Origin of the sequence: Nocardiopsis gilva YIM 90087 (genome assembly GCF_002263495.1) — a bacterium.
In the GTDB taxonomy this organism is placed as follows: domain Bacteria; phylum Actinomycetota; class Actinomycetes; order Streptosporangiales; family Streptosporangiaceae; genus Nocardiopsis_C; species Nocardiopsis_C gilva.
In genome coordinates this window covers 4,320,815-4,344,318 of the sequence record NZ_CP022753.1, presented here as the reverse complement: position 1 = coordinate 4,344,318, position 23,504 = coordinate 4,320,815, and the positions used below count along the sequence as shown (strand labels likewise).

The 23,504-nt window shown below is 68.4% G+C and carries 19 protein-coding genes and 1 pseudogene; 10 read left to right on the top strand and 10 right to left on the bottom strand.

Annotated features, from left to right (window positions below):
• Positions 1–12: 12 nt before the first annotated feature.
• The gene (locus tag CDO52_RS19505; protein WP_017619226.1) at positions 13–909 is read right to left on the bottom strand and encodes a hypothetical protein; all 897 of its coding nucleotides are present in this window, start codon (positions 907–909) and stop codon (positions 13–15) included.
• A gap of 840 nt (positions 910–1,749) precedes the next feature.
• Between CDO52_RS19505 and CDO52_RS19500 the strand changes: the two genes are divergently transcribed.
• The 3 genes from CDO52_RS19500 (at position 1,750) to CDO52_RS27715 (ending at position 5,151) form a co-directional block, all read left to right on the top strand.
• Positions 1,750–3,291 carry a sodium/proline symporter gene (locus CDO52_RS19500; RefSeq protein ID WP_232524253.1) on the top strand — a complete coding sequence of 514 codons (1,542 nt, stop codon included), beginning with the start codon at positions 1,750–1,752 and terminating at the stop codon, positions 3,289–3,291.
• 243 nt (positions 3,292–3,534) lie between these two features.
• Entirely contained in the window at positions 3,535–4,836 is a 1,302-nt protein-coding gene (gene aroA, locus CDO52_RS19495) for a 3-phosphoshikimate 1-carboxyvinyltransferase (RefSeq protein WP_094932596.1), read from the top strand.
• A 159-nt stretch (positions 4,837–4,995) separates the two neighbouring features.
• The gene (locus CDO52_RS27715) at positions 4,996–5,151 is read left to right on the top strand and encodes a hypothetical protein (protein WP_017619222.1); all 156 of its coding nucleotides are present in this window, start codon (positions 4,996–4,998) and stop codon (positions 5,149–5,151) included.
• 156 nt (positions 5,152–5,307) lie between these two features.
• On the opposite strand, the gene rox is transcribed toward CDO52_RS27715, so the two are convergent.
• A complete protein-coding gene (gene rox / locus CDO52_RS19490) occupies positions 5,308–6,732 on the bottom strand; it encodes a rifampin monooxygenase (protein WP_094932859.1) in 1,425 nt (474 codons plus the stop codon).
• Positions 6,733–7,146: 414 nt separating this feature from the next.
• On the opposite strand from rox, the gene CDO52_RS27710 reads away from it, so the two are divergent.
• Positions 7,147–7,284: a hypothetical protein gene (locus CDO52_RS27710; RefSeq protein WP_017619221.1), complete on the top strand. Its 138-nt coding sequence runs from the start codon at positions 7,147–7,149 to the stop codon at positions 7,282–7,284.
• A 120-nt stretch (positions 7,285–7,404) separates the two neighbouring features.
• Here CDO52_RS27710 and CDO52_RS19485 read toward each other — a convergent pair whose 3' ends face one another.
• Positions 7,405–7,890, bottom strand: coding sequence for an ATP-binding protein (locus CDO52_RS19485; RefSeq protein ID WP_157745644.1), 486 nt, complete (start codon positions 7,888–7,890; stop codon positions 7,405–7,407).
• An 85-nt stretch (positions 7,891–7,975) separates the two neighbouring features.
• Between CDO52_RS19485 and CDO52_RS19480 the strand changes: the two genes are divergently transcribed.
• The 3 genes and pseudogenes from CDO52_RS19480 to CDO52_RS29550 all read left to right on the top strand — a co-directional run bounded on the left by CDO52_RS19480 (position 7,976) and on the right by CDO52_RS29550 (position 9,116).
• Positions 7,976–8,815, top strand: coding sequence for a DUF5753 domain-containing protein (locus tag CDO52_RS19480; protein WP_232524522.1), 840 nt, complete (start codon positions 7,976–7,978; stop codon positions 8,813–8,815).
• 16 nt (positions 8,816–8,831) lie between these two features.
• Positions 8,832–8,918: pseudogene (locus tag CDO52_RS29555) on the top strand (DUF397 domain-containing protein); the annotation flags it as partial.
• A 102-nt stretch (positions 8,919–9,020) separates the two neighbouring features.
• Positions 9,021–9,116, top strand: a complete 96-nt coding sequence (locus CDO52_RS29550) for a DUF397 domain-containing protein (protein ID WP_394340794.1) — start codon at positions 9,021–9,023, stop codon at positions 9,114–9,116.
• 48 nt (positions 9,117–9,164) lie between these two features.
• Here CDO52_RS29550 and cas6e read toward each other — a convergent pair whose 3' ends face one another.
• The 7 genes from cas6e to CDO52_RS19440 form a co-directional block, all read right to left on the bottom strand.
• Positions 9,165–9,905, bottom strand: coding sequence for a type I-E CRISPR-associated protein Cas6/Cse3/CasE (gene cas6e, locus CDO52_RS19470; protein ID WP_026125896.1), 741 nt, complete (start codon positions 9,903–9,905; stop codon positions 9,165–9,167).
• Positions 9,906–9,907: 2 nt separating this feature from the next.
• Positions 9,908–10,729: a type I-E CRISPR-associated protein Cas5/CasD gene (gene cas5e / locus CDO52_RS19465; protein WP_017619216.1), complete on the bottom strand. Its 822-nt coding sequence runs from the start codon at positions 10,727–10,729 to the stop codon at positions 9,908–9,910.
• Entirely contained in the window at positions 10,722–11,885 is a 1,164-nt protein-coding gene (gene cas7e, locus CDO52_RS19460; protein ID WP_017619215.1) for a type I-E CRISPR-associated protein Cas7/Cse4/CasC, read from the bottom strand. The genes cas5e and cas7e overlap by 8 nt, the downstream gene beginning before the upstream one ends.
• 22 nt (positions 11,886–11,907) lie before the next feature.
• Complete coding sequence (gene casB, locus CDO52_RS19455) at positions 11,908–12,597, bottom strand: type I-E CRISPR-associated protein Cse2/CasB (RefSeq protein WP_152471652.1); 690 nt, start codon at positions 12,595–12,597, stop codon at positions 11,908–11,910.
• Entirely contained in the window at positions 12,594–14,336 is a 1,743-nt protein-coding gene (gene casA / locus CDO52_RS19450) for a type I-E CRISPR-associated protein Cse1/CasA (protein ID WP_017619213.1), read from the bottom strand. The genes casB and casA overlap by 4 nt, the downstream gene beginning before the upstream one ends.
• The gene (locus CDO52_RS19445) at positions 14,333–17,194 is read right to left on the bottom strand and encodes a CRISPR-associated helicase/endonuclease Cas3 (RefSeq protein WP_017619212.1); all 2,862 of its coding nucleotides are present in this window, start codon (positions 17,192–17,194) and stop codon (positions 14,333–14,335) included. The genes casA and CDO52_RS19445 overlap by 4 nt, the downstream gene beginning before the upstream one ends.
• Before the next feature lie 140 nt (positions 17,195–17,334).
• On the bottom strand, positions 17,335–18,690 hold the full coding sequence (locus CDO52_RS19440; protein WP_017619211.1) for a TrkH family potassium uptake protein: 1,356 nt from the start codon (positions 18,688–18,690) through the stop codon (positions 17,335–17,337).
• A 675-nt stretch (positions 18,691–19,365) separates the two neighbouring features.
• On the opposite strand from CDO52_RS19440, the gene CDO52_RS19435 reads away from it, so the two are divergent.
• The 3 genes from CDO52_RS19435 (at position 19,366) to CDO52_RS19425 (ending at position 23,452) form a co-directional block, all read left to right on the top strand.
• Entirely contained in the window at positions 19,366–21,162 is a 1,797-nt protein-coding gene (locus CDO52_RS19435; protein WP_017619210.1) for an ABC-ATPase domain-containing protein, read from the top strand.
• 232 nt (positions 21,163–21,394) lie between these two features.
• Positions 21,395–22,315: a proteasome assembly chaperone family protein gene (locus CDO52_RS19430; RefSeq protein WP_017619209.1), complete on the top strand. Its 921-nt coding sequence runs from the start codon at positions 21,395–21,397 to the stop codon at positions 22,313–22,315.
• 3 nt (positions 22,316–22,318) lie between these two features.
• Positions 22,319–23,452, top strand: coding sequence for a quinone-dependent dihydroorotate dehydrogenase (locus CDO52_RS19425; RefSeq protein ID WP_017619208.1), 1,134 nt, complete (start codon positions 22,319–22,321; stop codon positions 23,450–23,452).
• Positions 23,453–23,504: the final 52 nt, after the last annotated feature.

The window sequence follows — 23,504 nt, the reverse complement described above, 5'->3', positions numbered from 1 at the left end:
TGGTCCCGCTGTTCATCCCACCAGCAGGAGGAAAAGCCGCCCCGGCATATTCACGAATCCGATGGCACCGGCGAAGAGCGCGGCGGCGATGAGCAATGGTGTCGTGACGAAGGCCAGAACGACTTCGAATGTCGAGGAAATGTCGTGGTGGTAGAGCTCGCTGGGAACAAACCGGATGTTGCGCGACTGCTTCGGCGTCGACCTGTCGGAGTCGCCGGGAATATGGGTGTACTCGCGGGTGAGGCCGCTCGGGTCGGTGAAGGTGTAGATCTGGTAGGTGGTGGAATTCCCCTCGGAGTCCCGCCGTTGCTCGGTGTGGCTGTACCGGGTTTCCACACGGACGCCCTTCGTTATTACCAGCCACGCGCTGCGAATTCCATTCACGGCGAGGGTGAGGAGGGCGCCGGCCGCATACCAGCCGATGAATCCGCACCATGACATCAATGCCCAGAACCACTCCCCGAAGATGATGAGCCCCAGGGAATTGAGGGTGAAGAGCATGAGGAGAACGCGCGTGGCGAGTTCCTGGGGCTCATGGCGCGCCAGCAGCGGCGGCTCGTCGGGCCGCGGCGCGACGGTGATGGCGGGCTGGTCGGACGGCGGCGGCCTGTCGCCGTTCCGGGGGATCTGAGCGGTGATCGCGGCAGCGAAGGCGGCGGCGTCGCGCGGCGAACAAAGTAGTTCGTAGACGGACGGATGGCCCGTCCCGGTGTCACGAACCGTGACTCGCAGACTACTTGCGTAGGCCGGGAAGGGGTCGGCTTCGGCATCGGTGATCGCCGTGTAGGGAATGTGGCTCACCGTAACCGCGTCCTCCCAGACCAGCGCTTGCGGCGTGAGCCGGATGGTCACCCCCGCCCTGCGGATGCTCAACGAGGGCGGTGGCGAGGGGTAGGTCTGTTCGGCCATGGCGAGACTTCCTTTTTCCTCTTTAGAGGCAATGATGCCTGAGAAGAGGCTAATAGGGGACACCCCTAGCCGGATCAATGAGTGAACAGCGATCTGCCTCACGTTCACCGCCCCTGATTCCGGACGAACGGACGCTTTGTCGGCTTCCACTCGGCGTGATGGGTGGACGACCCGTGGTTGTCACTCTTCGTTCTCAAGTGAATTCCCCGTGTAATCATGTGCGTTGCTCTGTGGGGTGTATGACGCGATCGTAGGGGTGTCGCTAAGGAGATTCGGAGGCTTTCGGGCATCGGTATTTTGCAGGAGTGATTCTCCATAATTCCGTGGTGTGGAGGGCGCTGATGAAGGATTGTTTATCCAAGGGTTAGAAAAAAGCGGCGGCGTCGCGGGCGGGGATTGGCCAGCCTAACCTCGGATAAACCAGCGAGTAGGGAGAACGACCGGTCGACGTGGACGTCCTATGGATGGATTGGCCGGTCCCGAACCGGGGATGCCAGTAATCACGTGGCCACGAAGCGAACGGCGGGAGCGGTATCCATTCGAACATGATTACCGTTGCTGGCTCCGACGCCGAGCTGGCCAGCGCCCGGAACCATATCGACCGCCCCGACGATGCCCCACCACTTCGCCCCGCGCCCCCTCTACCCGAACGTCGCAGACGCGGGGGTGCCCCGCCCTGCGGATCCCCGACTGGAACAGAGGCGATGACGTCATCATGATCCTCGCGCACCCTGCCCTTGTGCCGTGGCTACCACCATCAGCCGCCGCGGAGTGCGCCACCGTCCGCGCCATCAACGCGGCGGCCGCGACGGGCGGCCGCCGCCCGTCGCGGGAGCCGCGATGACGGCGAACGCAATGGCCGCTACTCCTCCAGCGGCCCAGTTCGCGGTCGATGCCGACTGGGCCGTCCTGGGCTCCTTCTCCCTATATCTCCTCCTGGTCATCGGTATCGCTATCTACGCCACGCGCGTGGGATCTGGATCGGCGGCCGGATTCTTCCTCGGCGGCCGGAGAATGAAGCACGTCGTCGTCGCCTTGAGCGCGGTCACCTCCGGCCGCAGCGCCTGGCTCATGCTCGGCATGACGGGCCTGGCCTTCGTGAGCGGAGCGTCCGCTGTGTGGTCGGTCGTCGGCTACACGCTGATGGAACTCTTCCTCTTCCTGTTCGCCGCGCCTCGGCTGCGGCGGTTCACCGGGAAACGCGGCGACATCACGCTGACGGACTACTTCGTCAGCCGCCTCGGCGGCGGCCGCGCACTGCGCGCGCTCATCGCCGGGGTCATCGTGCTCTTCATGACCTCCTACGTCGCCGCGCAGTTCACGGCCGGAGGCAAGGCATTCGCGAGCAGCTTCGGGCTGCCGAACATGGCGGGCGTGTGGATCACCGCGGGGATCGTGCTGCTCTACACGGTCGTGGGCGGGTACGTCGCCGTCGCGCTGACGGACGTCGTGCAGGCCATGTTCATGCTCTTCGGCCTGGTCGTACTGCCGGTCATCGCGATGGCGAGCATCGGCTGGGGCCCGATGATCGACACCCTCCGCGCCCTCGACCCCGCCCTGCTCGACCCGTTCTCCCTGGGCATCGGCGCCCTGATCGGCGCTCTCGGGATCGGCCTGGGCTCGCCCGGCAACCCGCACATCATCATCCGCTACATGTCCATCGACGACCCCCGCAGCCTGCGCGGCGCCGCCGCGTGGGGAACGGTGTGGAACGTCCTGATGGGATGGGGAGCGGTGTCGGTCGGCCTGGTCGGACGGGCGATCTACGGCAACGTCGAAGCACTCCCCGGCGCCGACAGCGAGCAGCTCTTCCCCTTCCTCGCCGCCGAGTACCTCCCGGCCTTCATCGCCGGTCTCCTCGTGGCCGCCGTCTTCGCGGCCATCATGTCCACCGCCGACTCCCAACTCCTCGTCGGCGCCTCGGGCGTGGTCCGCGACATCTACCAGGGCCTCATCCTCAAGAACCGAGAACTCAGCGGCCACGTCGCAGTGCGGATCAGCCGCCTGGTCGTCCTGACCATGTGCCTCCTCGCCGTCGGCCTCCTCTATGTCCCCGGAATCGAGGACGTCGTCTTCTGGCTCGTCCTGTTCACCTGGGCCGGCCTCGGCGCGGCATTCGGGCCACCCCTCCTCCTCTCCCTCTTCTGGCGGGGAACGACATCGGCAGGTGCGGCGGCGGGCATCATCGTCGGCGCCGTGACCACGGTGACGTGGTACTACACGCTCAAGCCCTACATGTACGAACTGATCCCGGGCTTCATCGCCTCGACCCTGGCAGTCGTGCTCGTCAGCCGCCTGACCCGAAAACCAGCGGACACCGACCAACTTATGCGCGACATGCGCTCGGAGAGCGATCAGCACCCGCCTTCCCGGAAGCCATGAGTAATCAGAGGACCCGCCCCCCACAGCGATGAGCAGCCCAGCAGTGTGATCCCCGAGCTTGCGGGCCGTACGGGCATCTGGGCTGCCCCGTCACATTCGGCCCAGAGGTATCCCCGCACGTGCGGGGATACCTCCTCGCACAATGGGCTGGTGTCGCCCCCCGTGTTCGCCGACCAGCGTCGGGTTCAGCGTGCAAACCTGGGCACGGACGGGGGTTGTTACCGCAGGACAAAGAGGTGGTCGGTGGTTGAGCGCGCGGGGGTTCGGCTCAGCGTCAGGGGAGCCGGAGAGGTCATAGGGCGTGTCCAGGTTCCCGGGGACAAGTCGATTTCGCATCGGGCGCTGATCCTCGCGGCACTCGCTGAGGGCCACAGCACCCTCACCGGGGTGTCGCGGTGCGAGGACGTCGCCCACACCCGTGCGGCCCTGACGCGGTTCGGCGTGGAGTTCACCGACCTGGACTCCGGGGCGGTTCGAGTCCGGGGCGGGCTACGGAACGAGCCCGACGACGTGCTCGACTGTGGCAACTCCGGTACAGGTATGCGCCTGTTGTCGGGGGTGTGCGCGGGTGTGGACGGGGTGAGCGTCCTGACCGGAGACAAGTACCTGCGGCGGCGTCCGATGGACCGCATCGCCATTCCGCTGCGGCAGATGGGAGCCCGCGTGGATGGGCGTCACGACGGTGGGTTCGCCCCGTTGGTGATCCGCGGCGGCCAAGTGGAGGGGATCACGTACCGCTCGCCTGTCGCCTCTGCCCAGATCAAGTCCTGTGTGCTGCTGGCGGGGCTCTACGCCGCTGGGCGGACGACGGTGATCGAGCCGAAGACCACACGCCGCCACACCGAGGAGATGCTCCAGGCCGCCGGAGTCAAGATCCGTGTGGAGGGCACCGCGGTGACGGTGCACCCCGGCCCACTGGCGCCGGTCGACCACCACGTTCCGAACGACCCGTCCCAGGCGGCGTTTTGGGCGGTCGCAGGACTGTTGGCGGGCGAGATCGAGGCACCGGGCCTCTACCTGGGGCATGGCCGCGCCGACTTCGTGGGAGTGCTGGAGCGCATGGGCGGCGACATCGAGGTCGACCGCGCCTCGGGGACCGTGGTGGCCCGCGCCTCCCACCTGCGCGGGGTCGAGATCGATGCCGGGGATGTGCCGGGCATCCTGGATGAGATCCCGGTGCTGGCGGTGGCCGCCGCCGCAGCCGCAGGCACGACGGTCATCAGCGGCGCCAAGGAACTGCGAGCCAAGGAATCGGACCGGATCGCGACAACTGCGGCCATGCTGCGGGCTTTCGGCGTTCAAGCGGAGGAGCGCCCTGACGGCATGGTCATCCACGGCCGCCCGGAATTCAGCGCGGCCTGGGTGGACAGCCACGGCGACCACCGCATCGCCATGGCCGCTGCTGTTGCGGCGGCGTGCCGGGCACAGGGCGAGAGTCTGATCGAGGGATGGGAGGCGGTGGCGACCTCCTACCCCGGGTTCGCCACCGACCTGGAGAACCTGAGCGGGCTTCGGGTGTCGGAGACACCCGGCGCGCCCGACTAGCATGCCCGGCTGGCCAGTGATGAGCCAGTCCGCGTTTGGTCTGTTGCGGCGGCCTCTCCAGTGTGGGGTGTTCTCCGGACAGGGCTCGCTCTCCATGCAGCACCCATGCTCAACGGGGGAACCGGCCGAGAATTCTCAACAGGATGATCTCGGAATCCGGTGCTGCTGCTCGACGTCGGGCTGCCGCCGCGGAACGCCGCCGAGCGTGCCCGTCACTTCGAGCATGGCGAGTTGGCGGTGCAGCCCGGCGCCGAGCCCTTTCCCTGGCGCGACAATCCCCGTGTGGTTCACGCGGACACGGGCGGCTCTTCTTAGCTGGCCGCGTCGAGCAGCAGTGCCGCGGTCACCGCCGACGCCGGTTCGGCGCGGCGGTCATCCGGCAGCGACCCCCGGGGCCTGGGCTGTGCGCTGGCAGCGTGCCACCGGTCACTCCAGGGTCTCGCTCAAGCCCCCTTCGGGCCGCAACGGCGCTCACGTGGCGGCAGCGCCGAACCACCTGGGCAGCTGGCTGAACAGTTCCTGTTGGTCGTCGCCGACCCACGCCACGTGGCCGTCCGGCCGCAGCAGCACAGCGGGCACGTCCAGTTCCTCGCTGCCGTCGACGACGTGGTCGACCCGCTCGGCCCAGCCCTCCACCGATAGCTGTCCGGTCGGGTCGAGGAGTAGTCCGCGCCCGCCGTGCATCAGCTCGTAGAGGCGGCCCCGCTTCAAGCCGATGTCGCGCATCCGCTGGCCGAGCAGTTCGTGCCCCTCGCCGACGTCGTAGCGGACGTCGATCGCCGTGATCTTCTCGGTCAGGTGCCGGTTCACCTCCTCGAAGTCCATCAGTTCCGACACCAGCCGGCGCACGGACTGGGGACCCGACCCGGTGGACATCAGCTCCATCTGCGCCCGGGTGTTATCCAGCACCTCGGCCGCCACTGGATGCCGTTCGGCCTGGTAAGTGTCCAGCAGCCCGTCGGGTGCCCAGCCGTTGACCTCGGCGGCCAGTTTCCAGCCGAGGTTGAACGCGTCCTGGATCCCGAGGTTGAGGCCTTGCCCGCCGACCGGCGGGTGGATGTGCGCCGCGTCGCCGGCCAGCAGCACCCGACCCACCCGGTAGCGCTCGGCCAGCCGGGTGGCATCCCCGAAGCGGGACAGCCAGCGCGGTGAGTGCGCGCCGAAGTCGGTCCCGGCGTACGCCCGCAGCTGCTGCTTGACCTCCTGGAGGGTCGGCGGGACCGAGCGGTCCTCGGCCACCCCCGCGGCCGGCACGACCACACGGAACGCCCCGTCCCCAATAGGGCCGAGTCCGAACCGCTTCTGGGTCTCGCGGACCTCGGCGACGATGGCGGCGATCGTCTCCGGGGGCTCGGTCACCTCCATCTCGCCCAGCAGCGTCTCGACCCGGGTGGGCTCGCCGGGAAAGCCCACGCCCAGCAGCTTGCGCACCGTGCTGCGCCCGCCGTCGCAGCCCACGAGGAAGCGCGAGCGCAGCCGGGTGCCGTCGGCCAGCTCGGCGCTCACCCCCTCCTCGTCCTGGCTCAGCCCCACCAGTTCGCAGCCGCGCCGGATCTCGGAGCCGAGCTCGGCGGCGCGCTCGGCCAGCAGGCGATCGGTGGTGGGCTGCGGGATGCCCAGGACGTACGGATGTGCGGTGTCCAGGTCGGGCGCGGGCTTGGTGATGGCGGCGAAGAAGCCGCCGACCGGGTACTGCTGGCCGTGGGAGAGGAACCGCTCCAGCAGGCCCCGCTGGTCCATCACCTCGATGCTGCGCACGTGCAAGCCGAGCGCGCGGACATACCGGGTCGGCTCCGCCTCCTTTTCCAGTACAAGCGCGTGCACGCCGTGCAGCCGCAACTCGCTGGCCAGCATCAATCCGGTCGGCCCGCCGCCGACCACGATCACGTCAACCATGAAACCCCCCATACAACAATGACTGCTTTCCGGCCCGCCGCTCCGCGCAGTCCAGCGGCGCGCGCACCCGCACCTCCGCGCCAAGTGTCCCTAACCGCACCGCGAGTCCCACCGGCGGTTCGACGTCCCTGCCCGACCCATGCGTCGCCAAAGCACACGTACTTCGCGAATCCCTGATTTCCGCAGGTTCGGGCTTCGGCTGGAAATTCTGGGGCATGACCCGGGTCTTGCCGCAAGCCCCCCGGTGCGCTATACGTTGAAAGTGGCAAGGAGTATTTTTCTCGCTCCGCTATTGCCGCCCACCGGCGATACCGCATCAATCAGCGGTATCGGCTGGGTGCCGTCATTGCGGTTACCGCTCTTCGGGCCCCCTTCAACGCACGAATGTCAGCGTCGTCGACAGTCGCCCGCGAAATGTACGAGCTGGTCCCTGGCCTCATCGCCTCGACGCTCGCCGTGTGGATCGTCAGCCTCCTCATACGGAGCCCGACCGATGCCGACGCACTCATGCGGGACATGCAGGCCGAGACCGACGAGCGCCCCACGACCTAAGGGTTCCTCCCCGCCCCCTCCTCGGGGAGGAACCCCTCCCATGTTGGTCTCTGAGATAATCGGAGTCGCCGCTCCGGCCCTGCTAAGCCCAGGGCCGGAGCGGTTTCGTCGTTCGTCGGGTCACGTCTCCGGCGTGCCTTCGAGGTCGAACCAGACTTCGCGGCCGAGGTAGTTGCCCTGATGCCCGAACCCGCTGGCCATCGACTGCACGAGCGACAGTCCGCGCCCGCCGACGGCATCAGCGCCGACGTCGCGCACGGTGGGCGTCTGCTCCGACCCGTTGTCGCGAACGACCACGCGAACCATCGAGGGGTAGAACTCGACCCGCAGCCACACCACCCCGCCGATCCAGCTGGACCGCGTGTGCGCGATGGCATTGGCGGCGAGTTCGCTGACACACAGCTCCGCGATCCAGCGGAAGGCGCTGTCGTAGTCGCAGAGGATCATCCGCAGCCAGGACCGGCAGTTCGGCACCTGGATGAAGTCTCCCTCGAAGCATCCGCACTTGATGCTGAGAGGCGAGAGGGAGGAAGAGGACGTGAGTTGTTCGGCCACAGGAATCACCTGCTTGGAGTAGGGGTCCACACCCCGTGTGGGTGTGCTCACACTCCTAAAGTAGCTCCTGAATATGCAGCCTGCAGTTGAATGAAGCACATGGGGACAACTTTTGTGGAGGGCTGTGGTGGCCGCCATGATTGACGCCATGGCGAATCCGACGATCGGGCACTGGCAGCTCGCCTACGAGCTGCGCAAACTCAGGGGCAGCCGCACGCTGGAGACGGTTGGGCGGGGCATCGAAGTGGCCCCGACCAGTGTCGGCCGCTGGGAAGATCCGACCCGGACTCTGCCACGACTACGAGATCTGAAGGCTCTGCTCGCGTATTACGAAGTGAGTTCGGAGCAAGTAGAGCGGCTTCTTGGCCTGTACACGCAGGCGAAGAAGCGTGGCTGGTGGCAGAGCTACGGTGTCGGGAAGCGCTACGGCACCTATATCGGACTGGAGGCGGCCGCGACGCGTCTGGAGTTCTTCGAAAGTGAGCTGATTCCAGGCCTGTTCCAGACAGAAGAGTATGCTCGGGCGGTCTTCGACAAGAGTGCGCACAGCCGGTCGCCCGACGAGGTGGATGGGCTCATCCGCGCCCGGCTCGACCGCCAGTCACTGTGGAGGGAGCGCGCTCCTGAGACCTGGGCAATCGTCGCGGAGTCATCCCTCCGACATCACATCGGCGGGGCTCCGGGGATGAAGCGCCAGCTTAAGCACCTGATCGAGTTGTCTGAGGAACCGAACATCGAGTTCCTGATCATCCCCTTCAGCTCGGGTGGCCACGCAGCTCTGGAACGGGGCTCATTCGTGCTTCTCCACTTGGAACACATCACGGTCGTCTACACAGAGGGCGTTGCGAACAATCTGTTTGAGGACCGCCCAGAAGATATCGAAGACCACCGAAAGATGATGGATAGGCTTCGAGCGGACGCCCTCAGCCCGGATCAAAGTCGTCAGATCATCCGGGCTGTGGCCCAGGAGATGTGATCACCTAGGAGAAACAGTGCAGTCCCCCAGCCCTTCCACTCCAATTTGGTACAAGTCTAGCTACAGCGGGACCGGAGGTCAGTGTGTGGAAGTAACCGCCTTCGCTGACCAGCCGTCCATCCTTCAGGAGAACTGGCGTAAGTCGAGCTATAGCCAGCCCAACGGCGCGTGCGTTGAGGTGGCAGACTTCCCACTCCATCGCGCTATGCGCGACTCGAAGCACCAGGAGGCAGGCCACCTCACCTTCACCGCTCAGGAATGGAACGCGTTCCTCCAGGCCACCAAGGGCGACGAGCTCTAGTAAATCCACCCGCCGCCCTGTCGGTTTGCCTTCGGCGGTATGCGGTGATCAGCGCGGAGGGGCCAAGCTGATCAGACCGCAGCCGTAGCCCTTGGCACGGCCGATGCCGTGGGTGAGGGAATGCCGGAACACCTCCACGTCCTTCACCCGCAGCATTCCCTCAAGGGTCACCGCGAGCAGCGTTACCGGCTTGCCCTGTCCCTTGCCACGCCAGAACTTGAGCTTCTGGCTGTCGCGGATCTCCACTGCATAGGCCGGGGGCGTACTCCCCGGATCGTCGGTCTCGGGCATGGGAACCGGACCTGGCAGCAGCTCGAATCCCCACTTCGGGGCACGGTCGGCGAACCAGGTGATCTGGTTGTTCGCACCGACCAGCGGGACAACAGTGCCGCGCTTCAGCTTGCCGTCGCTGTCCCACTCTTTCGCTGAGCTGGGAACCTTGGCCTTTGTCGGATTGACCGTCACCCGAAAGACATAGCGCTGCCCCTCGGCGATGCGATTCAGTAGCGGGGCATACTCCCTGGTCTCAGCCGGGGTACCGGAATTCGGCCAGCCGAAGGGCTCCACCACGTGGCTGAAATCGGGACGTTGCGGTGCCAGCGTCCACAGCACCGGCCGTCGCCAATCGTCGGTGTCCAATCGCCACAACACCCGTGGCCCCTGGTTCGCGTCCGTCGGCGGGGCCTGCGGGAACGCCTGAAGCACCGCCGCGTGGATCTTCTGGGGATTCCCCAGGAACGGAACAGCGCCCTTACGGCGCGGATTGATAAAAGTCCTGCTCAGATACATGCTCAGCCCTCCGCGCCGTCGAGCAGGCTCATGGCGTCGTCACCGTCGAAAAGGACTTCGGCCTGCTCACCATTGGAGGACAGCCCGGAGTGACGGTGCTTTACCAACCGCTGGGAGAACGTCGGGTTGGACGCCCGGCCACCGTCCGGCTGGTCCGGCAGCAGCTCCTCGTGTTCGCGTTCCTCCGGCGCCCCCTCGATGGGGCGGTCCGCGGCAGCGTCGATGACGATGGCCAGCGGCTCTCGTGGCATGGCGTTCTCATCACGTGTCCGCCGCCATGACTGCCACCCGATGCCGCTCGACAGGGCGTCAAGGAGCCGCATCTCGGCGAGCAGTCCGATCAGAACCGGTCGGTCCGGTGGGCACGATCTCCGGCCGAGGAACAGGGGGTAGCGCGGCCGACGAAGTGCGGCCTCGATGTCCCGGAGCAGGGCGCGCTCCCCCTCGCCTTCCCCTTCGAACGCCGCGACGAAGACGGCATCCTGCAGGTAGCAGCGTCGGGAGACCTTGCCCTCCCCGCGCTTCAACCGGCCGCCGTCCGCAGTGGGCAGCTGCTGCGCCTTCGGCTCCAACGGGCCATGCGAAGCTGCGGACATCGTGTGGAAGTCCATCAGCAGTGTTCCGGGCTGATCTACTCGGACACCGAACCGCAGGGCCGCCAGGTCGGACAGGTCCGCGCCGCGCGGCCGTCCCAGTGCGGCGGCGCACATCCCGATCACTCCCGACTTGGTGGGGTGAGTGAGCGTGCCCCGCGTGTTGTGCCGTGTCGCCGCTCCCCACGACTGGAGCGCGCCGCTCAGCCGCAGCGCGAGCACATCAGGCATCGGCCGCCCCCATTAGCTGGCTGATCTTGCCGCGGACAGTGTTCAAGGCGGAGGGCAAGGGCTGGGATACCGGCAGGCCGGTGCCGAACCCCGCCTCCTTGTCGGACAGCCATACGGGGTAGGTGGCGGTGCTCAGGACAGGCGCGGTCTCGTAGGCCTCATCCTGCTTCGCGTGGTGCTTCAGCAGCCGCCCCACGGATGCTGCCACGTGACCCGACTCGCCTCCGACCGGTCGCTCGAACGCCCCCGCGAGACTCACCGGCTGGTCGTCGCGCACCGACAGCAGAACAAAGTCCGGCCGGGTGTTGTTGGCGAACGTATTGCGCTTACCGGTCGGCATGCTCAACAGGAACGCCCGGGCAAATGCGATCGCGATCTCCGCCGCGTAGTCGGTGTCCCTGCCAAGGTTGTCGACCAGCGATCGCAGGTCGACGGTGGCGTACCGGTACATGGTCGCGGCGTTGAACTCGACGGTGCCGATCATCCCGGCGCCGGTCTCGTCCGCCTCGTTGTCGATGTCGTCGACGGCCGTGTAGTAGTCGAACTCCGCCTCGACCGCATGCGTCGAAATCGCGTGTGCGACCTGGCAGGCCGCATCGACATTCATGGAGGGATCGTCGGCGATCATCCGCCCGAACAGGGCGACCGCTGGGGCATGTCCCGTTGCGACGGTATCCCGCAGCTTCAAGTCCTTCAGAACCTTCTCCAGGTTCTTGCTGTTTCCCGCCGCTCCGAGCAGGTCGTCTTGTGCCGCGAGGAGCTTGTCGATGAGACGCGCCTGCTGATCGACGCCCAGAAAGAGCAGGTATCCGGTGGAGACGCGTGCCTTGTTGCCCTTCTTCTTGGCCGTACTCTTCACATTGAAGACGTCGTAGAGAGCAGCCTGGGCGATGGTGCTGGCGTGCTCCGCAAGTGCGGGGGCACGCGTCCCAATCGCCTCGGCGATTTCCTCCGGGAGCCGCTTCGTACGTCGCGACTCCGGGATATCGGCGCCGTTGGACTCCATCTCCCTTCGTGCGGCCCGCTTCCACGCCTGGGAAGATACGCGCAGTCGCTGCGCGCCCCCGTACATCGCGGTCTTGGGGCTGCCGTTCTCATCCCGGTTGATGTTCGCGGGAGGAACAGACTGAATCGCGTGAATGTCCAGGAAGGGCATGGTCTAACTCCTTGAAGGGTCGTCAGGACGAGGAGGAGGGGGCGGCGTCTTGGGGCTTCGGGAAAGGGCGATAGAAGTCGGTCCCCCAGCGGCGGGCGACCCGACCACGCCGATTCGGGGATGCCCAAGCGTCGAATTCGGCGGCCAGCCGCACATAGTCGAGCGGAAGCTCGGCCTTGCGGAGCATCGGGACGAGTCCACGCACGTGACCGACGAGCTCCTTCACCGAACGTGCGCTGACGGCGGCTTCCAACCGGCGGACGACGCCCTTGCTCTCGTCGGCGTACTGCGGCCCCCGCGGATCCTTCTTCTCTCTGCCGCTACCGCTCGCCTGTTCGGCCTGGACACGTCGGCACAGCTCCCGGCACTGCGCCCCCAGCGACGCGGAGCCATGGTCGTGATGCATCGGCTGCGACGCGGACTGCTGATGGGCGGCGAGGAGAGCCAGGGAGTGGTGGATCGCGTCCAGGTGCGGTTCCCGCCCGTCGTTCTCGCCGGTACCGATGACGCGGGCGATCTCCATACTCAGGACGGGGGATTGCTGGGTCGTCCGCCCGAGGGCACGCCGCCAGCGGGCCAGCGTGCCGGGAGCATCGCGGGTCAAGCCGCCCTCTTTGAGGTACAGCTCGCCGATGAGGTCGCGCATCCTGCGCTGCCACGGCTCGTCACGGACCCGCTGTGGTTGTGCCGAAGGGGGTGTCGGTGTCGTCAATCCGCGTCTCCGTTCTGGTCGTCTGAGGGGAGTTGCTCAGGGCTGCTGTCCTGCTGGGGGTAGGCGCTCGGGAGCCGGTACCGCAGCCGCCGGGAGAACTCGCGCTCTGCCAGCGCGAGGTTCATCGGCATTGGTTCCCCCTTCTGTCCTTTCGGCTTCTCCTTTCGCGTACGGGAGCGCATCGCCGAGGGAGGGGCCTGGCCGATCAGGTCACTCGCGATCTTCCACGCCGCCTGCCGCGCGGTCCGGTGCCAGTCGGCGCGGTAGTCCTCGATCCGAGATTCGTCCTGGAGTCCCGCCACCCAGGCGCGGAACGGCTGGTCGAGTGCTGCGTACAGCCGGTTCTTCGCCTGCGGCTCCCGTGCCTTCTGGGTGTCTTCGTCGGCCCCGGACGCAAACGCGATGTCGGCCGCCAACCTGCCGAGGGCCCAGGCCGCGTTGCCGGTGTCGGTGACGGCGGCGATCGCGAGTTTCGCGAGCTCCTGTTCGCCTTCCACCTCGAAGAGCGCAACCGGAAGCGGCAGCACGTCGGCATAGGTTTCGTCGATGACCGCGTTCTGCAGGCCGTAGGCGATCCCTGAGGCATGGACCCGGACGAGCTTCCGGCCAATGGCGCGCTGGAAGATGCCGACCTGCTCCAGGGCTTTGGGGAGGGGGAGGCCCTGGTCGCGCTGTGTACCGTCCCGGCCGCGCCCCAGGATGCCGCCGAGGCCGCGCCAGAGCTGCTGCCCCGGCTCGTGCGTGATCGGCCGGTAGGGGAGGAGCGGCGCCTTCGCTGACGACGTCGCGGATTGAGCCTTCTTAGCCGTGCTGTACCAGGCCGTGTGCGGCTCCTTGCCGTGCAGCGGCTCGTCGGTGCGCAAACGGTCCCCGGCACACACCAGTACCTCGCGCACCCGGACCTCGCCGTCCACCTGCTCGGGGAACAACCGGATGCGCCGCCCCGGCCAGGTGTAGAGGTCTAGAAGCCCGCGTGATGAGCGTTCCTGCCAGTTCGCGGTCAAGGGAGAGTCGTGCTCCCACACCGGCACGTCGTGTCTGGGGGACAGCGCGTCGTCGAGGACGAGCAGGTTGAACATGAGCGTTTCCCACAGGTTGTCCCCGGTGGGCACGATGACGCCGAGGTTGCCGAGCAGCCCGGTGCGGTTGCCGGTCGTCTTGCCGTTCTTGGCCCGGGTGTCGCGGGCGGCGCCCGTCTTGATCCCCGCGGTGTCCCAGGCGTGCGCGTGGATCAGCCAACGGGTCGCCTGGGCGGGAGTCAGCGCCTCCGGTGAGGCGTCGCGGTGCGCCGAGAAGATCGGCGCGTTGTTGCCCGCTGCTGCGTAGGGGATGAGCAGACTGGAGGGCTTGCGGTCGCCGTTGGTCGACCTCAGGTCGGAGACCTGGAGGAACGGGGCCTCGATGCCGAACAGGTCGAAGCGGTCCCGCCATGTGTCCAGGTACTCGTTGATCTGAGTGGCGGGAGGGCCGCTCGCGTAGTGCTTCTTCCACCCCCGCTTGTCCCGGGGATAGGACCCATGGTGCTTGCCGTGCGCCGTTCCCATCGACCGGTGCAGCACCGCGAGCAGGACGCGGAGGATCGCCGGGTACTGGGTCGGGGTGTCGACCGTCAGGTCCTTGATCGCAGGGGAGTCGATGAGCACCTGGCGGAGGGATGCCGTGCCGGTGCCCCCGCCGGTGTCCACGTAGGGCAACCAGACCTGGTCGACGAGATTGAAGGAGAAGTGGTCGTCGCTCACGTGATGTCGGTCCATCCCGTCTCGGTGCTGTAGGTTGCGCGGCGGTTGCCTTTCTGGGCCTCGCCGGTGGACGAGTCGAGGAGCAGCACGCGGAGGCGCGAAGACCAGGGAGCCCGCTTCCAGCCCGATGGGCTGGACAGCTTCTCGGTGTCCACCTGCCAGAGCGGGAGTCGGATGGCCTGGTCCAGGATGGCCTCCTTCTCGGCATCCGAGGGCATTCGGTTGAGCGGGACACGCCGCCGGGCCGTGCCCGCCTGCGGCAGCGAGACGGTCTCCGCTGTGTTCTTGTCGACGCGACGCAGCAGAATGACCTCGATGCTCGTCGCTCCGTGCCGGACCGGGAGCATCTGGGCGACCTTTTCCTCGTCCTCGTCGACGTTGTGGTCGCCGCCCAAGTGCTGGACCTCGCCAAGGCCGAACTCGTCGAGATCGGGGCGGGCGATGAGGACGGCTCCCGCCTTGCCCGCCAGCTCCCTGATGTGCCGTTCGGCTGCCTCCGCCGCTGCCCCCATGGCCTCCTGCCAGGCGTCCGGTCCGAGTGGACGGTCGCCGTAGACGGCCTCGATGGCGGAGGGAACATCGGCTGGCACGGTCAGTCGGCCGTTGTGCTCACGATGCTCGGCGAGATGGGCCAGAGTGCGGAACAGCAGGTGGTGCAGATAGGGGCGGGCGTCGCCAGTCGGCAGTACCGGTAGGGCCCCTTCCGTCGGCAGTTCGCGGCCGTCGCCGTCGGGGTCGGTGTAGCCCGTGACGACGAGGCGGGGCGTGTCCAGGCCCACTGGCCGCGGTTGCGGGCGGGCGTGCCGGTGGCAGCGGCCGGCGCGTTGGAGCAGGAGGTCGATCGGGGCGAGGTCGCTGATGAGCACGTCGAAATCGACGTCCAGCGATTGTTCGGCGACCTGGGTGGCGACCACGATGTGTCGCGCGGGCCGGTGCGGGTTCTCCGTGACGGCGCCGGATCCGTCGTCGCGACGCGGCGGTCCGAACCGCTGGGTGAGGTCCGCGTCCAGTCGTCGCCGGTCCGCCGTGGTGAACCGGGCGTGGGCGAGGGAGACCTCACGGGGGAACCGTCCCTCGAGTGCGGCGAAGGTCGCCTGGGCGCGGGCCACGGTATTGCGGAGGACCAGTACGGTGCCCCGGCCCGAGGTCGGTGATGCGTCGCCGACCAGTTCGTCCACGAGGGCGGTGACGGCCTCCGGAGTGTCGGCGGGCTCGGGGCGGAACTCGACGGCGAGTTCACCGCCTCGCGATGACGTCGTGGCCTGCGCCTTCAGCGGAAGAGGCTGGTGGCTCTCCGCCTCGAACGGATCGGACGGCTCGCCGAAGCGTTCCCGCTCTTCGACGTCCAGAGCGGGAGCCCAGGTGATCTGCGGGTAACCCGCTCCGGTGACCTCGACCTCGTCGGCGCCGGTGTAAGCGCGGAGCAGCGCGTCTCGCTGGGTGCTCGGCAGCGTTGCGGACAGGAGCACGACCGGGACCCTGTGCCAGCCGAGCCAGTGCAAGACGCGGTGCAGGATTTCCGACATGTACGCGTCGTAGGCGTGGACCTCGTCGATCACCACGACCTTGTTGGCCAGGCCGGTGTGCCGGAGCATGACATGCTTGGCCGAGACACCGGCGAACAGCAGCTGGTCGATGGTGCCGATCACCACCGGCGAGAGGAGCGCCCGCTTGGCGCCGCGCATCCACTGGGAGGCCGTGAGCGCCTCGTTCTCATCCTCGCCGATGCCCTCCAGCAGCTTCTCGTAGCGTGCGTGCCGCTGGGCCTTGCCGTGTGCCAGGCCGATGGTCGGCTTGGGGCTCTGAGAGTGGATCCAGCCGTCGAGTACCCGGTCGAAGATGTGGTTCGTCGTGGCTTGGGTCGGCAGCGCGAAGAAGAGCCCATTGAAGCCGAACCGGGCCGCCAGGATCTCGGCGGCGACGAGTGCGGCCTCGGTTTTACCCTCCCCGGTGGGAGCCTCAACGACCATGAGTCCCGGGTGCTCGGCGCCGCGTGCGACCTCGTCGGCGAGGAGCTGGGTGCCGCGCGGCGTGGCGATGCCGAAGCGGGTGGCGTACAGCTCCTCGGCGTTCGCGGGAGGGGCGGGGTGCCAGACCTCGCCCAGCTCCATGAAGGTCCGGAACCCCTCGGCGGTCTTCTCCGAGGTCGCCTGGTACCCCGGCGGCCAGCCGTTCCGGTAGCCGAACATGTCGTCATTGCTGGCCAGCCAGTCGGCCAGGATGACCGCCCCGGAGAACGCCATCTGCGCGCCGATGCCCGGCACATGGTCAGCGAGTTCGTCGAGGTCGATCCCGGAGGCGCGGGTAGCGAACAGGAACAGCTCACGCTGCCGGGCGCGCCAGGCGGCGTCGCCCAGACTGTCGTTGCTCTTCATCGCGGTGCGGAACGCGGGCTTCGGGAAGACCCCGTGGTGCCCGCCGACGATGTCGGCGACCCAGTCGATCGATTCGTCCGGCCACCGGAGTTCGCCAAGGAAGGTCCGCACCAGCTGCGCGGACATCAGCTCGTGGCGCATATGCCGGGGCCCTGCGGAGCATGGCAGGGAGCGCGTCACCTGCTGGAAGTGTGGGTCACTGAGGTACTGGAACCCCGGGGCGGCCTTGCCGAGGTCATGGAGGGCCGCCACCCAGCGGAACGCCGCCCGGCCGAGCTCCTCGTCGGCCGCTCCCGGAAGGAAGCTGCGCTTGAGGGCGGGGGACAGGTAGTGCTCCCAGAGCTGGTCGGCCACGTGCAGTGTGTCGACCATGTGGGCGGCGAGGGGATGCCAGTCGGAGGGTGAATACGTCCGGCTGCCCTTGCCGGTCTTTCCCCAGAAGACGGTGTGGTCGGGAGGAGGGTCAGTCGTCTCGGCGGTCATGCGGATACGTATATCGCTCCGCACCGACACGTTCCGTGATTATGCCGGTTTCGGTCAATTGTTGCTGATTGCGAAAAGTGGCCTGCTGGGGGCGGTAAGATCACCCACCCCATGGCTCCCTAGGCCGCTCGTGCCAGCAGCTAACCGACGATCGGGCGCTCCTCCGGGAGCTCGAACCGGCGCACGCGTCGGCGGAGGGCGAGGGCTGAGGCCAGGGTGATGGGGCCGAGGCGGCCGATGAACATCAGGGCGATGATGATCAGCTCGCCGGGGGTGCCAAGGTGGCCGGTGATCCCCGTGGACAGCCCGACCGTCGAGAAGGCGGAGATCGCCTCGAAGAGGATCTCGTCGAGGGTGAACGGCGTGATGATCATCAGGATCAGGGTCGCGGAGAAGACCAGGCCGATGGCGAGCAGCACGATCGTGATGGCCTGCTGGGCGACACCGGCCGCGAGGCGGCGGTTGCCGACGTGAACGGAGGGCTCGCCGCGGATGGTGGCGTAGAGCACGAAGGCGAGCAGGGCGAAGGTCGTCACCTTGATGCCACCGGCCGTGCCCGCGCTACCGCCGCCGACGAACATCAGCATGTCGGTCACGAACAGCGTCTGCGTGTTCATCTCGCCGAACGGCAACGAGTTGAACCCGGCCGTGCGCGGCATCACCGACTGGAAGAAACCGGTCAGCACCTTCTCACCGACCCCCAGCCGACCCATGGTGTCCGGGTTGCTCCACTCCAGCAGCAGGAAGGCCACCCAGCCGACCACCAGCAACACGGCTGTCGTGACCAGTGTGATCCGGGCGTGCAGCGTCCAGCTGGGGTTCTCCCTGCGGTGCCGGGTATGACGCCACAGTTCCACCCACACGGGGAAGCCGAGTCCGCCGGCGATCACCGCCAGGGCCACAGGGATCATGATCCACGGGTCGGTCGCGAAACCCTCGAGACTGTCGCTGTACAGCGCGAACCCCGCGTTGTTGAACGCGGAGATCGAGTGGAACAGGCCCATGTAGGCGGCGTGTCCGATCGAGTCGCCGTTGGAGGTCCACAGCCGCAGCGTGAGGATGAGCCACAGCACCGACTCGAAGATCAGCGTCACCCGGACGATCCCGGAGACGAGCTGGCGCACGTCCCCGAGGGTGACGCTCTTGGTCTCGGTGCCGGCGGTGATCTGCATCCGCAGCCGCACGCGTCGGGTGACCAGCAGGCTCAACACCGTCGCCAACGACATGATCCCGAAGCCGCCGATCTGGATCAGCCCGAGGATCACCACTTCGCCGAAGGTCGACCAGTATCCCGGAGTGTCCACCACGATCAGCCCGGTCACACAGACCGCCGACGTCGAGGTGAACAGCGCCGTCACAAACCCGGCCGACTCCCCGCTCTCCGTCGCCTGGGGCAGAGCGAGCAGGACGGTACCGAAGGCGATGATCGTCGCGAACGCCAGCACCACGAGCGACGCTGGACGGCGCAGACGGGCCAGGTCGCGCAGTCGGTACATCACCTCGCTGCGGGAACGGGCCAGAAACCGCTCGAACCGGGGGAACCGGGAGGCAACGCCTGACGAATTGCGCGGACTCAACCGGCCCCTCCGTGATCTTGATCGGGTGCGTCGAGACCGCCGGGACAAGCGGACGCACGGGACATACACCCGGCCAGAAATCGGGCATAACCTCGAACAAACTAAATCACAAGCTCACTTCGGGCAACGCGACGTCCCAGCTCGCCCGGCGTTGCGGGGCCTGCGCGGCTCACCGAGGCCGGTCCTGCCCGCGCCGACCAGGATTTCGCTTGCCGGGACACCGGTCCGCGCACCTCGGACAAGCCCCACCTGGGGTCGGTGTCCGAGGGCCGATCGGCCGCTGATAGCTCCGCGGGCGATATGGGGCCTCATGGGGCACGGTACGCGCGACGAGGACGTGGGCCGGGGCGTCGATTCGACCCCTGAGCGATCGAGGCGGACGTCACAGGAGTGGTGCGTGCCTGCCCCTTCCGCACCCGGAGTCCGCGACATCCTCCGTCTCCCCGCCCGCGAACGCGCGCGCAGGCACTCGCCGCCCTATGTATCCCGCCCACCGCACCCGCCCGGCTGTGGACGACCGCACCGGGCGGTGGGCCATGCATGGCATCCTTCGACAGGGACCTTGCAACCGGGGGAGAGAAGAGGAGTTCAGTGATGTCCGAACGGTACGGGGGTCAGGGGCGACGCCAAGGGGGGCGCCCGGATCACCGTGGGCGGGCGCACCAGGGGCGGCGCAACGACCGCGGGCCGCGGCAGGAGATCCGCGGCCGACGGGACGACGCGCGGCTCTCCGCCGAGCTGCGCGACATGTCCGGCGCCTCCTACGGGCGCTACAAGTCGCTGCAGGGAGACTGGGACTTCGGCGACTTCACCCTGACCATCGACAAGGTCCAGTCCGACCCGTTCGCCCCGCCCTCCCGCGTCTCCGTGCTCATCCCCGCCGACGTCGCCGAGCTGCCCGAGTCCGCCTGGCGCTCGCCGGTGCGCCGTCGCGCCACCGCCGACTTCCTGGCCCGCCGCGCCTTCCGCGTGCTCAAGGGCTCCCGGCTGCGTATCGACGTCGGCGGCCAGGAGGTCATCGACCGCGCGTCCGTGCAGATCGAGGAGGGGGCCCTCCGGCTCCGCCTGGGCATCGAGATGCCCGGCCACGGCCGCCGCATCGACGGCCGCACCGCCGAGCACGAGCTGTGCGAACGCCTCCCCGACCTGGTCGACGCACTGTGCTGGCCCGAGCTGGACACCCGCGCCGCCGTCGCCTTCGCCGACACCGTCGAGGACACCGCGGCCCTGCGCGACCAGCTCCCCGGCCTCGGCCTCGTCGCGTTCGTCGCCGACGGCTCGGTGCTGCCGCGCCGCAGCGGCGTCAGCGACCTCCCGATGGACGGCGAGGGCAAGGCCGTGCCGTTCACCGCGCCCGAGACCCTGCGGGTCACCGTCGACCTCCCCCACCGCGGCGAGGTCCAGGGCATGGGCGTGCCCGAGGGCATCACCCTGATCGTCGGCGGCGGATTCCACGGCAAGTCCACGCTCCTGCACGCCCTGGAACGCGGCGTCTACGACCACGTCCCCGGCGATGGCCGCGAACTCGTCGCCACCCGCCCCGACGCCGTCAAGATCCGCGCCGAGGAGGGCCGCCGCGTCGAGCGCACCGACGTCGGCTCCTTCGTGCGCAACCTGCCCACCGGCGCCGATACTGGTGACTTCTCCACCGACAACGCCTCCGGCTCCACCTCCCAGGCCGCCAACGTCTCCGAGGCCCTGGAAGCCGGGTCGGCCACCCTGCTGGTGGACGAGGACACCACCGCCACCAACCTGATGATCCGCGACGCCCGGATGCAGAAGCTCGTCCACGGCGACCGCGAACCGCTGACCCCCTTCGTCGACCTCGTGCGGCCCCTGCACCGCCACCACGGCGTGTCCACGGTGCTCGTCATGGGCGGCAGCGGCGACTACTTCGACGTCGCCGACACCGTCATCATGCTCGACGGCTACCGCCCCTCCGACGTCACCGAACGGGCGCGCCGCCTCGCCGCCGAGCGCGTCGACGCCGACTTCACCCTCCCGGCCCACCGTGTCGTCGACGCGCGCTCGGTCAACGCCACCGCGCGCGGCCGCGCCCGGCTCAAGCGCCGCGACATGGACGTCCTCACCTTCGGTGAGAACGACATCGACGTCCGCAGCCTGGCCCAGCTCGTCGACCCCGGCCAGATCACCGGCGTCGGCCTGGCGATGCGCCTGCTCGCCGAGGGCGGCCTGCTCGACGGCGGACGCACGCTGTCCGAAGGGCTCGACGCCCTCGACGAACGGCTCGCCACCGGCGGCGTGACCGCCCTCGGCCGCGGCTACCTCGGCGACTACGCGCTGCCCCGCCGCTTCGAGATCGCCGCCACGCTCAACCGCCTGCGCTCCCTGCGCATCGCCCGCCTGGAGCGGCCGGCCGAACACGAATGAGGCCGCGCCTCCCGTCCCAGGGGCGGAATGAGCGGCCCTTCGGCCGTGTTCGCTACGAATAAGGATGAAGGAGTGGTCTCCCGCCACGGCACCGGACGGGAACGTCGCCCCGCGTCGCTATCCTGGGGCGAGGTCCCGCCGACCGCCCCGCGGGAACCACTCCTCCCACGTCGAGCCCCCGGGGCCACGGGCCCCGGTCCCCTTGCTCACTCGCGAATGGAGACCTGTCCAGGTGCGTGACCATGCCGACCTCTACGAGCTGCAACCCGGTTTCGACATCCGCGGCGCCGTCATGCTCGTCGTCCTCGACGGGTTCGTGGATGCCGGGTCGACCGGAAAGCAGGCCGCGAGCGCGCTCTTCGACGCGTACTCCGCCGAGGTGGTCGCGACCTTCGACATCGACCGGTTGCTGGACTACCGCTCCCGGCGCCCGGAGATGACCTTCGTCGAGAACGCCTACACCGACTACACCCCGCCCAAGCTCAACCTCTACCTCATGCACGACGACGAGGGCACCCCATTCCTCCTGCTCTACGGCCTGGAGCCGGACACGGAGTGGGAGGCCTTCACCGCCGCCGTGCGCCGCCTCGTCGAGCACTTCTCGGTGAGCCTCACCGTGGGCATGCACGGAATCCCCATGTCCGTCCCGCACACCCGCCCCGCCACGGTCACGGCCCACGCCACCCGCCCCGAACTCGTCGCCGCGCACAGCCCCTGGATCGGCCGGGTCGAGGTGCCCTCCAGCGCCGCCGCCCTGCTGGAGTACCGGCTCGGCGAGGCGGGCCACGACGTCATCGGCTTCGGCGTGCACGTGCCCAGCTACCTCGCCCAGTCGGAGTACCCGCGCGCCGCCATCGCCGCCCTCTCCTACGTCGCCGGGGCCACCGGCCTGGCGCTGCCCGTCCAGAGCCTGGAGGAGAGCGCGAAGGGCACCGACGCCGAGATCGACGAGCAGGTCGCCGCCTCCGAGGAGGTCCAGCGCGTGGTCAGCAACCTGGAGCGCCAGTACGACGACATCATGACGGCGCGCCAGGCCTCGGACAACGCGGACGGTCTGCTGGCCGGTGACGAAACCGCCCTGCCCACGGCCGATGAACTCGGCGCGGAACTCGAACGCTACCTCGCCGAGCGCGAGCGTGGCTCGGAAGGTTGATCCTTGCTCTACCAGATGCTCTTCCACGCCGTGCTGCGGCACACCGACGCGGAGGCGGTCCACCGGCTGAGCTTCGCCGCGCTGCGTTGCGTCGCCGCCGTCCCCGGCGCCGCCGACGCCATGCGCCGGGTGCTGGGCCCGCGTGAGCAGGAACTGGCCGTCACCGCGCTCGGCCGCGAGTTCCGCGGGCCGCTCGGCCTGGCCGCCGGGTTCGACAAGAACGCCGAGGGCATCGACGGCCTCACCGTGCTCGGCTTCGGCCACGTCGAGGTCGGCACGGTGACCGCGCACCCGCAGCCCGGGAACCCGGCGCCGCGGCTGTTCCGCCTGGTCGACGACCGCGCCATCGTCAACCGGATGGGCTTCAACAACCAGGGCTCCGTCGTGGTCGCCGACCGGCTGCTGGAGCGCAGCCGCCAGCGGGGCTCCCGCAGCGAGGCGGTCGTCGGCATCAACATCGGCAAGACCAAGGTGACACCCGAGTCCGAGGCGGTGGGCGACTACACCACCAGCGCGCGACGGCTCGCCCCCTTCGCCGACTACATGGTCGTCAACGTCAGCTCCCCGAACACCCCCGGCCTGCGCGACCTGCAGGCCGTGGAGCGGCTGCGCCCGCTGCTGGCCGAGGTGCGGGCCACCCTCGACGCCGAGGGGCACTCCACGCTGCCGCTGCTGGTCAAGATCGCGCCGGATCTCGCCGACGAGGACATCGACGCCGTCGCCGACCTCGCGCTTGACCTCGGTCTCGACGGCATCATCGCCACCAACACCACCATCGCCCGCGACGGCCTGCGCTCCGATGCGGACACGGTGCGCGAGGCCGGCACCGGAGGGCTGTCCGGAGCGCCGCTGAAGTGGCGTTCGATGCAGGTGCTGAAGCGCCTGCGCGCCCGCGTGGGCGACCGCCTGGTGCTCATCGCGGTGGGCGGCATCGAAACGCCGCAGGACGCCTGGGAGCGCATCCGCGCCGGTGCCACCCTGGTCCAGGGCTACACGGGGCTCATCTACGGCGGCCCGCTGTGGCCCCGCACGATGCACCGGGGCCTGGCCCGGCTGGCCCGCGCCGCGGGGTATGCCTCGATCGCCGACGCGGTGGGTGTGGACGCCGATGTGCCGGAGGACCAGGCACACGGCTGAGCGCTCCCTCCGTTGATCTCGGCGAAGTGCACCGAATACTCGCAAGTATTCG

Bases quoted from the DNA above. Each gene is read 5' to 3' on its own strand.
- CDO52_RS19480 (WP_232524522.1), top strand. From the start codon at position 7,976: ATGATTGACGCCATGGCGAATCCGACGATCGGGCACTGGCAGCTCGCC.
- CDO52_RS19505 (WP_017619226.1), bottom strand. From the start codon at position 909: ATGGCCGAACAGACCTACCCCTCGCCACCGCCCTCGTTGAGCATCCGC.
- CDO52_RS27710 (WP_017619221.1), top strand. From the start codon at position 7,147: ATGTACGAGCTGGTCCCTGGCCTCATCGCCTCGACGCTCGCCGTGTGG.
- CDO52_RS19500 (WP_232524253.1), top strand. From the start codon at position 1,750: ATGACGGCGAACGCAATGGCCGCTACTCCTCCAGCGGCCCAGTTCGCG.
- CDO52_RS19440 (WP_017619211.1), bottom strand. From the start codon at position 18,690: ATGTACCGACTGCGCGACCTGGCCCGTCTGCGCCGTCCAGCGTCGCTC.
- CDO52_RS29550 (WP_394340794.1), top strand. From the start codon at position 9,021: ATGCGCGACTCGAAGCACCAGGAGGCAGGCCACCTCACCTTCACCGCT.
- CDO52_RS19435 (WP_017619210.1), top strand. From the start codon at position 19,366: ATGTCCGAACGGTACGGGGGTCAGGGGCGACGCCAAGGGGGGCGCCCG.
- rox (WP_094932859.1), bottom strand. From the start codon at position 6,732: ATGGTTGACGTGATCGTGGTCGGCGGCGGGCCGACCGGATTGATGCTG.
- CDO52_RS19445 (WP_017619212.1), bottom strand. From the start codon at position 17,194: ATGACCGCCGAGACGACTGACCCTCCTCCCGACCACACCGTCTTCTGG.
- cas5e (WP_017619216.1), bottom strand. From the start codon at position 10,729: ATGCCTGATGTGCTCGCGCTGCGGCTGAGCGGCGCGCTCCAGTCGTGG.
- cas7e (WP_017619215.1), bottom strand. From the start codon at position 11,885: ATGCCCTTCCTGGACATTCACGCGATTCAGTCTGTTCCTCCCGCGAAC.
- cas6e (WP_026125896.1), bottom strand. From the start codon at position 9,905: ATGTATCTGAGCAGGACTTTTATCAATCCGCGCCGTAAGGGCGCTGTT.